The organism is Streptococcus mitis subsp. hohhotensis, assembly GCF_020089495.2.
Taxonomy (GTDB): domain Bacteria; phylum Bacillota; class Bacilli; order Lactobacillales; family Streptococcaceae; genus Streptococcus; species Streptococcus hohhotensis.
This window is the reverse complement of sequence record NZ_JAIRCA020000004.1, coordinates 55,510-67,284: the sequence shown is the minus strand read 5'-3', so window position 1 is coordinate 67,284 and position 11,775 is coordinate 55,510. Positions and strand designations below refer to the sequence as shown.

At 42.6% G+C, this 11,775-nt stretch carries 13 protein-coding genes and 1 pseudogene; 12 read left to right on the top strand and 2 right to left on the bottom strand.

Going from position 1 to position 11,775, the window contains the following annotated elements; genetic code table 11:
• The first annotated feature begins 52 nt into the window (after window positions 1-52).
• The 5 genes and pseudogenes from pabB to K4Z77_RS02795 all read left to right on the top strand — a co-directional run bounded on the left by pabB (window position 53) and on the right by K4Z77_RS02795 (window position 5,143).
• Window positions 53-1,774 (top strand): aminodeoxychorismate synthase component I, encoded by a 1,722-nt coding sequence (gene pabB, locus K4Z77_RS02815; protein ID WP_224218367.1) that lies wholly within the window; start codon window positions 53-55, stop codon window positions 1,772-1,774.
• Complete coding sequence (locus K4Z77_RS02810; RefSeq protein WP_023947285.1) at window positions 1,775-2,392, top strand: alpha/beta fold hydrolase; 618 nt, start codon at window positions 1,775-1,777, stop codon at window positions 2,390-2,392.
• A gap of 49 nt (window positions 2,393-2,441) precedes the next feature.
• Window positions 2,442-3,128 (top strand): annotated as a pseudogene (locus K4Z77_RS02805) (excalibur calcium-binding domain-containing protein); the annotation flags it as partial.
• A gap of 117 nt (window positions 3,129-3,245) precedes the next feature.
• Complete coding sequence (locus K4Z77_RS02800) at window positions 3,246-4,205, top strand: ROK family glucokinase (protein WP_020902451.1); 960 nt, start codon at window positions 3,246-3,248, stop codon at window positions 4,203-4,205.
• 98 nt (window positions 4,206-4,303) lie between these two features.
• Entirely contained in the window at window positions 4,304-5,143 is an 840-nt protein-coding gene (locus K4Z77_RS02795) for a thymidylate synthase (protein ID WP_033686601.1), read from the top strand.
• Between the two features lie 50 nt (window positions 5,144-5,193).
• On the opposite strand, the gene K4Z77_RS02790 is transcribed toward K4Z77_RS02795, so the two are convergent.
• The gene (locus tag K4Z77_RS02790) at window positions 5,194-5,364 is read right to left on the bottom strand and encodes a DUF3042 family protein (RefSeq protein WP_001051780.1); all 171 of its coding nucleotides are present in this window, start codon (window positions 5,362-5,364) and stop codon (window positions 5,194-5,196) included.
• Between the two features lie 120 nt (window positions 5,365-5,484).
• Between K4Z77_RS02790 and miaA the strand changes: the two genes are divergently transcribed.
• The 5 genes from miaA to K4Z77_RS02765 are packed head-to-tail and all read left to right on the top strand — an operon-like array spanning window position 5,485 to window position 9,936.
• Window positions 5,485-6,369 carry a tRNA (adenosine(37)-N6)-dimethylallyltransferase MiaA gene (gene miaA, locus K4Z77_RS02785; RefSeq protein WP_224218366.1) on the top strand — a complete coding sequence of 295 codons (885 nt, stop codon included), beginning with the start codon at window positions 5,485-5,487 and terminating at the stop codon, window positions 6,367-6,369.
• Entirely contained in the window at window positions 6,362-7,600 is a 1,239-nt protein-coding gene (gene hflX / locus K4Z77_RS02780; protein WP_000567350.1) for a GTPase HflX, read from the top strand. The genes miaA and hflX overlap by 8 nt, the downstream gene beginning before the upstream one ends.
• Window positions 7,593-8,216 (top strand): cystathionine beta-lyase, encoded by a 624-nt coding sequence (locus K4Z77_RS02775; protein WP_224218365.1) that lies wholly within the window; start codon window positions 7,593-7,595, stop codon window positions 8,214-8,216. The genes hflX and K4Z77_RS02775 overlap by 8 nt, the downstream gene beginning before the upstream one ends.
• A 14-nt stretch (window positions 8,217-8,230) precedes the next feature.
• Window positions 8,231-9,160, top strand: a complete 930-nt coding sequence (rnz, locus tag K4Z77_RS02770; RefSeq protein WP_224218364.1) for a ribonuclease Z — start codon at window positions 8,231-8,233, stop codon at window positions 9,158-9,160.
• 20 nt (window positions 9,161-9,180) lie between these two features.
• Window positions 9,181-9,936, top strand: coding sequence for an SDR family NAD(P)-dependent oxidoreductase (locus K4Z77_RS02765; protein ID WP_224218363.1), 756 nt, complete (start codon window positions 9,181-9,183; stop codon window positions 9,934-9,936).
• Between the two features lie 53 nt (window positions 9,937-9,989).
• Here the strand turns inward: K4Z77_RS02765 and K4Z77_RS02760 are convergent, their stop codons facing one another.
• The gene (locus K4Z77_RS02760) at window positions 9,990-10,898 is read right to left on the bottom strand and encodes a LysR family transcriptional regulator (RefSeq protein WP_049501939.1); all 909 of its coding nucleotides are present in this window, start codon (window positions 10,896-10,898) and stop codon (window positions 9,990-9,992) included.
• Window positions 10,899-10,961: 63 nt separating this feature from the next.
• Here K4Z77_RS02760 and K4Z77_RS02755 point away from each other — a divergent pair, with 63 nt between their 5' ends.
• Both K4Z77_RS02755 and K4Z77_RS02750 read left to right on the top strand, forming a co-directional pair.
• A complete protein-coding gene (locus tag K4Z77_RS02755; protein ID WP_224218362.1) occupies window positions 10,962-11,231 on the top strand; it encodes a YqgQ family protein in 270 nt (89 codons plus the stop codon).
• Window positions 11,231-11,614, top strand: coding sequence for a rhodanese-like domain-containing protein (locus tag K4Z77_RS02750; protein WP_000259257.1), 384 nt, complete (start codon window positions 11,231-11,233; stop codon window positions 11,612-11,614). The genes K4Z77_RS02755 and K4Z77_RS02750 overlap by 1 nt, the downstream gene beginning before the upstream one ends.
• Window positions 11,615-11,775: the final 161 nt, after the last annotated feature.

The following is an 11,775-nucleotide window of genomic DNA, read 5'->3' as shown; positions in this document are numbered from 1 at the left end:
TCTCATCTGCTTTGCGGATGAGGGTTTTCTTATTTTGTGCTATACTTAAGGTATGCATAGAAAAACAGTGATTGATTTTAGGGCTTTGGGGGAGAGATACATCTTTACTCAGCCTATCAAAGAGTTAAAAACCAGAGATTTAACAGAAGTAACAGCCTTGCTGGCACAAGTGGAAAGTTTCCAAGAGCAAGGCTATTATGTGGTGGGCTATGTCAGCTACGAGGCTGCACCTGCTTTTGAGGAGAAATTAGCAGTTCACAAGGCTCCTTTATTGGACGAGTATTTGCTTTACTTTACTGTTCATGATAGGGTGGAGACCTCTCCAATTCCTTTGACTTATGATGAGGTTGATTTGCCTTCAAATTGGCAGGAAGTAACGTCTGCAGCAGACTATGAAAAGGCTATTGCCCAGATTCATCATCATTTGCGGCAGGGAGACACCTATCAGGTCAACTACACCGTCCAACTCAAGCAGGATTTGTCTGCCAATCCTTTTGCTATCTACAATCGCATGGTGGTAGAACAGGAGGCAGGCTATAATGCCTATGTGGAACATGACGAGATGGCAGTGATATCCATGAGTCCAGAGCTCTTTTTTGAGCAAAATGACCGTGAGTTGACAACGCGACCAATGAAGGGAACGACTCAGCGGGGAGTGACTGACCAAGAAGACTTGGAGCAGGCCAGTTGGTTGGAACAGGACCCCAAAAATCGCTCTGAAAATATGATGATTGTGGACCTCTTGCGCAATGATATGAACCGTATTTCTGAGGTGGGGAGTGAGCACGTGGAGCGTCTTTGCCAAGTAGAACAGTATTCAACGGTTTGGCAGATGACTTCGACTATCAAGAGTCGGTTGCGAGAGGATGTGGACCTTGTTGAAATCTTCCGCTCACTCTTTCCTTGCGGTTCCATAACGGGAGCTCCAAAAATTGCGACTATGGAAATCATCAAGGACTTGGAGCCACAACCGCGCGGAGTCTACTGTGGAACGATTGGTCTCTTGCTTCCACATGGGCAACGGATTTTCAATGTTGCTATTCGGACCATTCAACTCTACAAGGGGCAAGCCATCTATGGAGTAGGTGGCGGCATTACATGGGATAGCACTTGGGAATCTGAATACTGCGAGGTTCATCAAAAGGCAGCTGTTCTCTATCGTAAACAAGCTCGCTTCCAACTGATTACAACTGGAAAAATTAGCCAGAAGAACTTGCTGTTTGAAGAACAACATCTGGAAAGACTGAGAAAAGCTAGTCGATATTTTGCTTATCCTTTTGACCCAGAAATTTTGAGACAAAAGATAGAAGAAGAGTGTCAGGATTGTGAAGTTAATCAAGATTACCGCTTGCGAATTTCTCTCAGCAAGTCTGGAGAGATAGAAGTCGATCGTCAAGTATTGGAACCTCTCAGTCCAACCTTCTGTCATGCCCAACTCTGCCTTCAGGAATCTAATTTGCAGCAAGCATTTACCTACTTTAAAACAACTCATAGGCCACACTTGAGTTTAGGAGAACAAGAGAAGATTTACCACAATAAGTCTGGAGAACTTCTTGAAACCTCTATCGGAAATTTGGTTCTGAAAATCGCTGGGAAACTCTACACACCGCCTATCCGACTGGGAATCTTGCCAGGAATTTACCGTCAGCTCTTGCTGGAAACAGGACAGGTAGAAGAGAGAGTCTTGACTTTAAAAGACTTAGCCCGAGCAGAAGCTATTTACGGCTGTAATGCAGTCAGGGGCTTGTATGAGTTGTCAGTAAGGGAGAACTAAATGAAATTAATATTTTTACATGGCCTAGGTCAGTCAGCAGATAGTTGGAAAGAAGTTCGGAATCTACTGACAGATTATCCTTCTGAGGCTATTGAGTTATTTCCTTCTGGAGTTAGCAACTATCAACAAGCTAAAGAGCGAGTTTATCAGCATCTAGCTCAAGAGACAGAACCTTTTATTTTGGTTGGATTGTCCTTAGGTGCTGCCCTGGCATTAGAACTATCTAGTTACGATTTATCAAATCTCCGAGCTTTGGTTCTATCAGGATGTCCACTTAAACTGTCTGGTAATATCCTATTTTATCTTCAGTTGATGATTTTTAAACTACTTCCCAAAAAAGTATTTGAAAAACAGGGAGCAGACAAGGCTTTTATGGTCGGAGTTTCTGAGGAATTGAAGACACTTGATTTAACTGATATATCAAGAACTTGTCCTTATCCAACCTTACTAATTTGTGGCAGCAAAGATAAACCGAATCTTAGTTCTATGAGAAGTCTTCATAAACTAATATCAGAATCTCAATTTCAGATTATACCAGATGGTCCTCATGTCTTGAATGAAGCTAAACCAAAAGAGTTTGCTGAACAGATTAAACCTTTCCTTGAATTGCTGAAATAAGTTTGATAAAATAATAGTGAAATCGATAACATCGTTATAGGAGAACGAAATGAATAAACGTCTATTTTTAAAAATGAGTCTGGCTACCTTGCCAGTCTTAGCCTTGTTTTCACAACCTGTGTTAGCAGAAGAAAACATTCATTTTTCTAGTTGTAAAGAAGCTTGGGCGAATGGATACGCAGATATTCACGAGGGAGAACCTGGTTATTCTGCCAAGTTAGACCGCGATCATGATGGTGTGGCTTGCGAATTGAAAAATGCTCCTAAGGGTGCTTTTAAAGCAAAACAAGCGGCTACAACTCAAACTGATACAACTTCATCCACAGCAAGTGGTTGGGTTAAGCAGGACGGTTCTTGGTACTATTTTGATGGAAATGGAAATCCAGTGAAAAATGCATGGCAGGGAAGCTATTACCTGAAAGCTGATGGTAAAATGGCACAGAGTGAATGGATTTATGACTCTTCTTATCAAGCTTGGTATTATTTGAAATCAGATGGTTCTTATGCAAAAAATGCATGGCAAGGAGCTTATTACCTTAAATCAAACGGTAAAATGGCACAAGGTGAGTGGGTTTATGACTCTTCTTATCAAGCCTGGTATTACTTGAAATCAGATGGTTCTTATGCTCGCAATGCATGGCAAGGAAACTACTATTTGAAATCAGATGGTAAAATGGCTAAAAATGAGCGAGTTGATGGAGGCCGCTACTATGTAGATGCTTCAGGTCTATGGAAACCATAAGTAAGGATAAAATCTAGAAAGTTAATGCAAACCTTTGCATAAATGAGTGAATTTTGTTATACTATATCTGTAAGCATTTTCAATTAATTCATAATAAAAAAGGAGAATATGATGAGTCAAAAGATTATTGGGATTGACCTTGGTGGAACTTCTATCAAATTTGCAATCTTAACAACAGCAGGAGAAATCCAAGAAAAATGGTCTATCAAGACTAATATTTTGGATGAGGGAAGTCATATCGTAGATGATATGATTGAGTCTATTCAGCATCGTTTGGACTTGCTTGGATTGGCAGCAGCGGACTTCCAAGGAATTGGGATGGGATCACCAGGTGTGGTTGACCGTGAAAAAGGGACTGTTATCGGTGCCTACAACCTCAACTGGAAAACCCTTCAACCAATTAAAGAGAAGATTGAAAAGGCCTTGGGTATTCCATTCTTCATCGATAATGATGCCAACGTAGCTGCTCTTGGTGAGCGTTGGATGGGGGCTGGTGATAACCAACCAGATGTTGTATTTATGACACTCGGTACTGGTGTTGGTGGCGGTATCGTCGCTGAAGGCAAATTGCTTCACGGTGTTGCTGGTGCAGCAGGTGAGCTTGGTCATATCACTGTTGACTTTGATCAACCAATCGCATGTACTTGCGGTAAGAAAGGTTGCCTTGAGACAGTTGCTTCAGCAACAGGGATTGTCAACTTGACTCGTCGCTATGCCGATGAATACGAAGGCGATGCAGCCTTGAAACGCTTGATTGATAATGGAGAAGAAGTAACCGCTAAGACTGTCTTTGATTTGGCAAAAGAAGGAGACGATCTTGCTTTGATCGTTTACCGTAACTTCTCACGTTACTTGGGAATCGCTTGTGCTAACATTGGCTCAATCCTAAACCCATCAACAATCGTTATCGGTGGTGGTGTATCAGCTGCGGGAGAATTCCTTCTACAAGGTGTTCAAAAAGTCTACGATGAAAATACCTTCCCACAAGTACGCACAACTACTAAACTAGCTCTTGCAACTCTAGGAAATGACGCTGGAGTTATCGGAGCAGCATCACTTGTATTGCAATAAAATAGAAAAAGGAGAAAATTGCTTTCCAGAAGCGAGTGATTTTCCTCCTTTCTTTTTTTATGCTATACTAGTTAGGACAATAAATGAGGTGAGAGTAAATGACAAAATCAGATACGATTTTTAAAGAGAATATTGAACGCATTCTAAAGGAAGGTGTTTTCTCAGAGCAAGCACGTCCCAAGTACAAGGATGGGACAGTTGCCAACTCTAAGTACGTAACGGGTGCCTTTGCAGAGTATGACTTGGCCAAGGGGGAATTCCCCATTACAACCTTGCGTCCCATTGCAATCAAATCAGCTATCAAAGAAGTTCTCTGGATCTACCAAGACCAGTCTAATAGCCTAGAAGTTCTCAATGACAAGTACAATGTTCACTACTGGAATGACTGGGAAGTGGGAAATACGGGAACCATTGGTGAGCGCTATGGTGCTGTTGTTAAGAAACACGACATTATCAATAAGCTTCTCAAGCAGTTGGAAGTCAACCCTTGGAACCGTCGCAATATCATTTCGCTCTGGGATTACCAAGCTTTCGAAGAAACAGAAGGACTACTCCCATGCGCCTTTCAGACCATGTTTGATGTCCGCCGTGTAGATGGAGAAATCTATCTGGATGCGACCTTGACCCAGCGTTCGAATGACATGTTGGTGGCCCACCACATCAATGCTATGCAGTACGTGGCTCTTCAAATGATGATTGCCAAGCATTTCGGCTGGAAGGTTGGGAAGTTCTTCTACTTCATCAACAATCTCCATATCTATGACAATCAATTTGAACAAGCTCAGGAATTGCTCCGTCGTGAGCCATCAAACTGCCAACCACGTTTGGTCTTGAATGTGCCAGATAAGACCAATTTTTTTGATATTAAAGCAGAGGACTTTGAGTTGGTGGATTATGACCCTGTCAAGCCACAGTTGAAGTTTGACCTAGCTATTTAAAAGAATAGAAAAAAGAAGTTGAGAAAATAAATCCCAACTTCTTTTGTTTCTTAACGTGATACGCGGCGACGAGCTGCTTTTTTACGGTTTTCTTCGATGAAAGCTGCTTTTTGCTCTTCTGGTTCGATCACTTTCTTTTTAAATGCGTATACTGCACCTGCGACTGCAGCGACAGTTCCTGCGACACCTGTTACAAGACCTTTAGCGAATCCTTTAGCCATGAGTCTTCCTCCTTTATCTTCTTAATCAGCCAGCCCCCTCAAGAGGTCACATTTTTCTGACTGACCTTTTTGTGTTATAATAATAGTAACGAAAAAATGGGAATTTTTCAAGGAAAAAAGATGAAAACAAAAATAATTGTGATTGTTGGACCGACTGCAGTTGGAAAAACAGCCCTTGCCATCGAAGTTGCAAAGCGTTTTAATGGCGAAGTGGTTAGTGGAGATAGCCAGCAAGTCTATCGAGGTCTGGATATAGGGACGGCTAAGGCTAGTCCAGAAGAGCAGGCAGCTGTTCCTCATCATTTAATCGATGTTAGAGAGGTAACCGAGTCTTACTCGGCTTTTGATTTTGTTTCAGAAGCTAAGAAGGCTATTGAGGATATTCAAAGCCGTGGCAAGCTAGCTATTATTGCTGGTGGGACTGGGCTTTATATCCAGAGCTTGCTTGAAGGCTACCACCTAGGTGGTGAGACTCCTCATGAGGAGATTTTAGCTTATCGAGCTAGTTTGGAGCCATATTCAGATGAGGAATTAGCCCATTTGGTGGAGCAAGCAGACCTTGAGATTCCCCAGTTTAATCGTCGTCGTGCGATGCGTGCCTTGGAAATTGTCCATTTTGGTCAGGATTTGGAAAATAAAGAGAGTCTATATGAACCGCTGATTATCTGCTTGGACGATGAGCGCAGTCAGCTTTATGAACGTATCAATCACCGAGTGGACCTGATGTTTGAAGCTGGACTTCTAGACGAAGCCAAATGGCTTTTTGACCATTATCCAGATGTGCAGGCTGCTAAAGGGATTGGATACAAGGAACTCTTTCCGTATTTACGTGGAGAGCAGACCTTGGAAGAAGCTAGTGAGAGTCTCAAACAGGCGACTCGTCGTTTTGCCAAGCGTCAGTTGACCTGGTTCCGTAACCGCATGCAGGTCACCTTTTATCAGATTGGAGAAGCTGGTGTGCAAGACCGCATTTTAAGCCAGATAGAGGAGTTTTTAGATGATTGATACGGAAAAAAAAGAGGAGCGAGTCCTGCTGATTGGTGTGGAATTGCAGGGCATGGACAATTTTGATCTCTCTATGGAAGAATTGGCTAGTCTAGCTAAGACAGCTGGGGCAGTCGTTGTAGATAGTTACAGACAAAAACGTGAAAAATATGATTCCAAGACCTTCGTCGGCTCTGGTAAGTTAGAAGAAATTGCGCTCATGGTGGATGCAGAAGAAATTACCACTGTCATCGTCAACAATCGTTTGACACCACGGCAGAATGTCAATTTAGAAGAAGTTCTCGGTGTCAAGGTCATTGACCGTATGCAGTTGATTCTGGATATCTTTGCAATGCGGGCTCGAAGTCATGAAGGGAAACTCCAAGTCCACCTAGCTCAGCTCAAATACCTCTTGCCTCGTTTGGTTGGTCAGGGAATTATGCTCAGCCGTCAGGCAGGGGGAATTGGTTCCCGTGGACCTGGTGAAAGCCAGCTGGAGCTGAACCGTCGTAGCGTTCGCAATCAAATCACGGATATCGAGCGCCAGCTCAAGGTGGTTGAGAAAAATCGGGCGACTGTCAGAGAAAAACGTTTGGAGTCAAGCACCTTTAAGATTGGTTTGATTGGTTACACCAATGCTGGGAAATCAACTATCATGAACACCTTGACCAGTAAGACCCAGTATGAGGCTGACGAGCTATTTGCGACTCTAGATGCGACGACTAAGAGTATCCATCTGGGGGGAAATCTCCAAGTAACTTTAACAGATACAGTTGGCTTTATCCAAGATTTGCCGACAGAGTTGGTGTCCAGTTTTAAGTCAACCTTGGAAGAAAGCAAGCATGTGGACCTTCTGGTTCATGTTATCGATGCCAGCAATCCTTACCATGAGGAGCATGAAAAAACAGTCCTGTCCATCATGAAAGACCTGGACATGGAAGATATTCCTCGCCTGACCCTTTATAATAAAGCGGATTTGGTGGAGGATTTCACGCCGACCCAAACGCCTTATGCCCTCATTTCTGCCAAGTCTGAGGATAGTCGTGAGAATTTGCAGGCTTTGTTTTTAGAGAAAATCAAGGATATTTTTGAATCTTTTACCCTGCGCGTGCCTTTTTCAAAGTCCTATAAGATTCATGATTTAGAAAGTGTTGCGATTCTTGAAGAACGCGATTATCAGGAGGACGGCGAAGTAATTACAGGCTACATTTCCGAGAAAAATAAATGGAGGTTAGAGGAATTTTATGACTGATATTAAAACGTTGGCTCTAAAATATGGGGGCTATACAAGTCTGGATAAGGTCTATCTGGATCAACTTCTAGCTGGTAGAACAGAGCAAGAGCAGTTGGCACTGATCACTCCTCCACCTAGCGTGGTCAATGCTTACTTTGCAGAACTCTACCAGAAAAAAAGTCCTGAGGCTGCGACGGATTATTTTGCAGAAGTCAGTCAGGAACTGAATCTCTACAATGCTGATCCAAGTTTCACCTTAGAAAACAAGCCCTTTATTCGCCTAAATCTGTCTGGTAAATCCTTTGGTTTTTGTTATGAGAGTGAGGGACTGGGTAGAATTTTCTCTGAAAATGAGGAGAAGATTTCAGATGACTTGCTCTTTGAGATTGCGCAAATTTTCCCCCATCAACTAGTCTTTGAAGAATCTGGCAAGATTTACCTGAAGGCTGTTGGAGATGAGGAAGTTGTTAGCATGGATAGTCTCACAGCTTTGACTGATTTGGAAAGCTTGTCTGATGGTCGCAAGCGTCTTAAAGGTTACAGCCAAGAGGAGTTATTACAAGAAGCCACAGCTTTTTCTGGCAAGCGCTATTTCCGATCGGAAAATCGCATAGCTATGTTATATATTGATTAATTAGAAAGTATCGAATGGATATTCAATTTTTAGGAACGGGGGCTGGTCAGCCCTCTAAAGCCCGCAATGTCTCCAGTCTCGCCCTGAAACTCTTGGACGAGATTAACGAAGTCTGGCTCTTTGACTGTGGAGAAGGTACGCAAAATCGCATTCTGGAAACCACAATTCGACCACGTAAGGTCAGCAAAATCTTTATCACCCACCTGCATGGAGACCACATCTTTGGCTTGCCAGGTTTCCTTTCTAGTCGTGCCTTTCAGGCCAATGAAGAGCAGACAGATTTGGAAATCTATGGCCCGCAAGGGATTAAGTCCTTTGTTTTAACCAGTCTTCGTGTGTCGGGTTCTCGCCTGCCTTACCGCATTCATTTTCATGAGTTTGACCAAGATTCTCTAGGAAAAATCCTTGAGACCGATAAATTCACTGTGTATGCAGAGGAACTGGACCACACTATTTTCTGTGTTGGTTACCGTGTCATGCAAAAGGACTTGGAAGGAACGCTGGATGCTGAAAAACTCAAGGCTGCTGGTGTCCCATTTGGCCCGCTTTTTGGTAAAATCAAAAACGGCCAGGATGTTGTTTTGGAAGACGGAACTGAAATCAAGGCAACAGACTATATCTCAGCTCCACGTCCAGGTAAAATTATCACTATTTTAGGAGACACTCGAAAAACGGATGCCAGTGTGCGTCTGGCTGTCAATGCCGATGTCCTTGTCCATGAATCGACTTATGGCAAGGGCGATGAAAAAATTGCTCGCAATCATGGTCACTCAACCAACATGCAGGCGGCGGAGGTCGCAGTAGAAGCAGATGTTAAACGACTCCTGCTCAACCACATCAGTGCTCGCTTTCTCTCAAAAGATATCAGCAAGCTCAAAAAAGACGCTGCTAGTGTCTTTGAAAATGTCCATGTGGTCAAAGACTTGGAAGAAGTGGAAATCTAGCAGTCACAGAAAGGATAAGTATGCCTACTATTCTCATTACTGGAGCTAGCGGTGGTTTAGCCCAAGAGATGGTCAAACTCCTGCCAAATGACCAACTCATCTTGCTTGGTAGAGATAGGGAAAAATTAGCTCAACTCTACGGAAATCATCCCCATGTAGAATTAATTGAAATAGACATTACCGATGACTCAGCCTTAGAAACTCTGCTAGCAGATCTCTATATCCGCTATGGCAAGATTGATGTCTTAATTAACAACGCTGGTTACGGGATTTTTGAGGAATTTGACCAGATTTCTGACCAAGATATTCACCAGATGTTTGAGGTCAATACCTTCGCCCTGATGAATCTATCTCGTCGCCTTGCGGCTCGTATGAAGGAGAAGAGTCAAGGTCATATCATCAATATTGTTAGCATGGCAGGTTTGATTGCTACTGGCAAGTCTAGTCTCTACTCAGCCACTAAGTTTGCGGCCATTGGTTTTTCAAATGCCTTACGCCTCGAACTTCAGCCCTATGGAGTCTATGTTACAACAGTCAATCCAGGACCTATCCGCACAGGATTTTTTGACCAAGCCGACCCAGATGGAACCTATCTCAAATCGGTTGACCGTTTCCTGCTAGAACCAGATGCAGTGGCTAAAAAGATTGTCAAGATTATAGGAAAAAATAAACGAGAACTCAATCTCCCTGTCTTGTTGAACTTGGCCCACAAATTTTATACCCTCTTTCCCAAGCTAGCTGATAAGTTGGCAGGGGAGACTTTTAATTATAAGTAAAAAGAACCAATGTGCAGGTTGTTGCTAGCCTACATATTGGTTCTTATCATTTCTCAACTATCAAACTGGACTTCTTCTAGGAGATAGTCGATAAAGCGTTCGCCCATCTTAGATAGGCTGGTTTTTTCATGCTGGATATAGACCAGCTCAATTGGATCATCAATATCCAGTGGGATAGAAACGATATTGTCTCCGTTGAGGTTGCTGTTCAAAATCCCTGTCGCAATGGTATAACCATCTAAACCAATCAAGAGATTAAAGAGGGTGGCACGGTCACTGACCACGATGGATTTCTTGTGGTGTTCTTGAGAAAGAATTTCTTCTGAAAAGTAGAAGGAGTTGTGTGTCCCTTGGTCATAGCTGAGGTAAGGGAAATTCTCCAAATCAGACAGTTTGACCTTGTCTTTCTTTGCCAGAGGGTTGGTCTTGCTGACAAAGATATGCGGTTGGGCTGTAAAGAGATGGTGAGCCAGCAGATGGTTGTCATCCAGCATTTTCGTTAAAACATCACGGTTGTAGCTGTTAAAAAATAGGACACCGACCTCACTACGGAAGTTCTTGACGTCGTCGATAATCTCCCAAGTACGAGTTTCACGAAGGAAGAGCTCGTATTTCTCCATATCACTTTTCTTGAGTAGCGATACAAAGGCATTGACCACAAAGGCATAGTGTTGAGACGAAACGCTAAAGAGTTCGCGGTGGGCGACAGGATTTTTATAACGTTCCTCCAGAAGCTGAGTTTGCTCGACAACCTGACGGGCATAAGAGAGGAACTCCATCCCATCACGGGTCAAGGTAATGCCCTTGGGATTGCGGATAAAGATTTCAATGCCCATTTCATTTTCCAAATCTCTTACTGCATTGGAAAGACTCGGTTGGGTGATAAAGAGTTGCTTGGCTGCTTCATTCATGGAGCCAGTTTCGACGATTTTGATAATATAGTGTAATTGTTGAATTCTCATGTTTTTATTGTACCACACTTGCCTCAGAATCGCCAAAGAAGATAGGAAAATCAGGAGTATTGTGTGAGTCTCTTCTTGAAAAAAACACAAAAATTTGCTAGAATGGGTCTTATGAAAACATTCTATGATGTGCAGCAATTCCTCAAACGATTTGGTATTATTGTTTACATGGGAAAACGCTTATATGATATTGAACTGATGAAGTTGGAACTCTCTCGGATTTACGATGCAGGGCTGATGGACAAATTAGACTATCTAGAAGCAGAAGCAGTTCTTCGCAGAGAGCACAAGGTAGAATTGGATTATATTGAGAAAAATGGAGAAAAGAACTAATGGTTACTTGGATTTTGTGGGCACTTATACTAGCAATGTTGGCATGGATGGGCTTTAACTATCTTCGTATTCGCCGTGCGGCTAAAATTGTAGACAATGAGGAGTTTGAAGCCTTGATTCGTACGGGTCAATTGATTGATTTGCGCGACCCAGCAGAATTCCACAGAAAACATATTCTTGGGGCTCGCAATATTCCTTCAAGTCAGTTGAAGACTAGTCTTGCAGCTCTTCGTAAGGATAAACCTGTCCTTCTTTATGAAAACCAACGTGCGCAACGTGTCACAAATGCGGCTCTTTACTTGAAAAAACAAGGTTTTTCTGAGATTTATATCCTTTCTTATGGTTTGGATTCTTGGAAAGGGAAAGTCAAAGTTGAGAAATAAGAAAACGAGCTTGGATGTTTCGAGTCCACTGAAAAAATAGGTCTCTTACTTTTAATGAAATGAAAACCGAGGAATCTCTCGTTAATTTGAGCGAGTTCCTCGGTTATTTTGTATTTATTAAGGTCATAATTCGTTTCATATTGACCACGAAGATGGTTGTG

Excerpts from the sequence above, each read along its gene's own strand:
- K4Z77_RS02795 (WP_033686601.1), top strand. The coding sequence starts at position 4,304 with ATGACAAAATCAGATACGATTTTTAAAGAGAATATTGAACGCATTCTA.
- hflX (WP_000567350.1), top strand. The coding sequence starts at position 6,362 with ATGATTGATACGGAAAAAAAAGAGGAGCGAGTCCTGCTGATTGGTGTG.
- miaA (WP_224218366.1), top strand. The coding sequence starts at position 5,485 with ATGAAAACAAAAATAATTGTGATTGTTGGACCGACTGCAGTTGGAAAA.
- K4Z77_RS02750 (WP_000259257.1), top strand. The coding sequence starts at position 11,231 with ATGGTTACTTGGATTTTGTGGGCACTTATACTAGCAATGTTGGCATGG.
- K4Z77_RS02760 (WP_049501939.1), bottom strand. The coding sequence starts at position 10,898 with ATGAGAATTCAACAATTACACTATATTATCAAAATCGTCGAAACTGGC.
- K4Z77_RS02790 (WP_001051780.1), bottom strand. The coding sequence starts at position 5,364 with ATGGCTAAAGGATTCGCTAAAGGTCTTGTAACAGGTGTCGCAGGAACT.
- K4Z77_RS02765 (WP_224218363.1), top strand. The coding sequence starts at position 9,181 with ATGCCTACTATTCTCATTACTGGAGCTAGCGGTGGTTTAGCCCAAGAG.
- rnz (WP_224218364.1), top strand. The coding sequence starts at position 8,231 with ATGGATATTCAATTTTTAGGAACGGGGGCTGGTCAGCCCTCTAAAGCC.
- K4Z77_RS02810 (WP_023947285.1), top strand. The coding sequence starts at position 1,775 with ATGAAATTAATATTTTTACATGGCCTAGGTCAGTCAGCAGATAGTTGG.
- pabB (WP_224218367.1), top strand. The coding sequence starts at position 53 with ATGCATAGAAAAACAGTGATTGATTTTAGGGCTTTGGGGGAGAGATAC.
- K4Z77_RS02800 (WP_020902451.1), top strand. The coding sequence starts at position 3,246 with ATGAGTCAAAAGATTATTGGGATTGACCTTGGTGGAACTTCTATCAAA.
- K4Z77_RS02775 (WP_224218365.1), top strand. The coding sequence starts at position 7,593 with ATGACTGATATTAAAACGTTGGCTCTAAAATATGGGGGCTATACAAGT.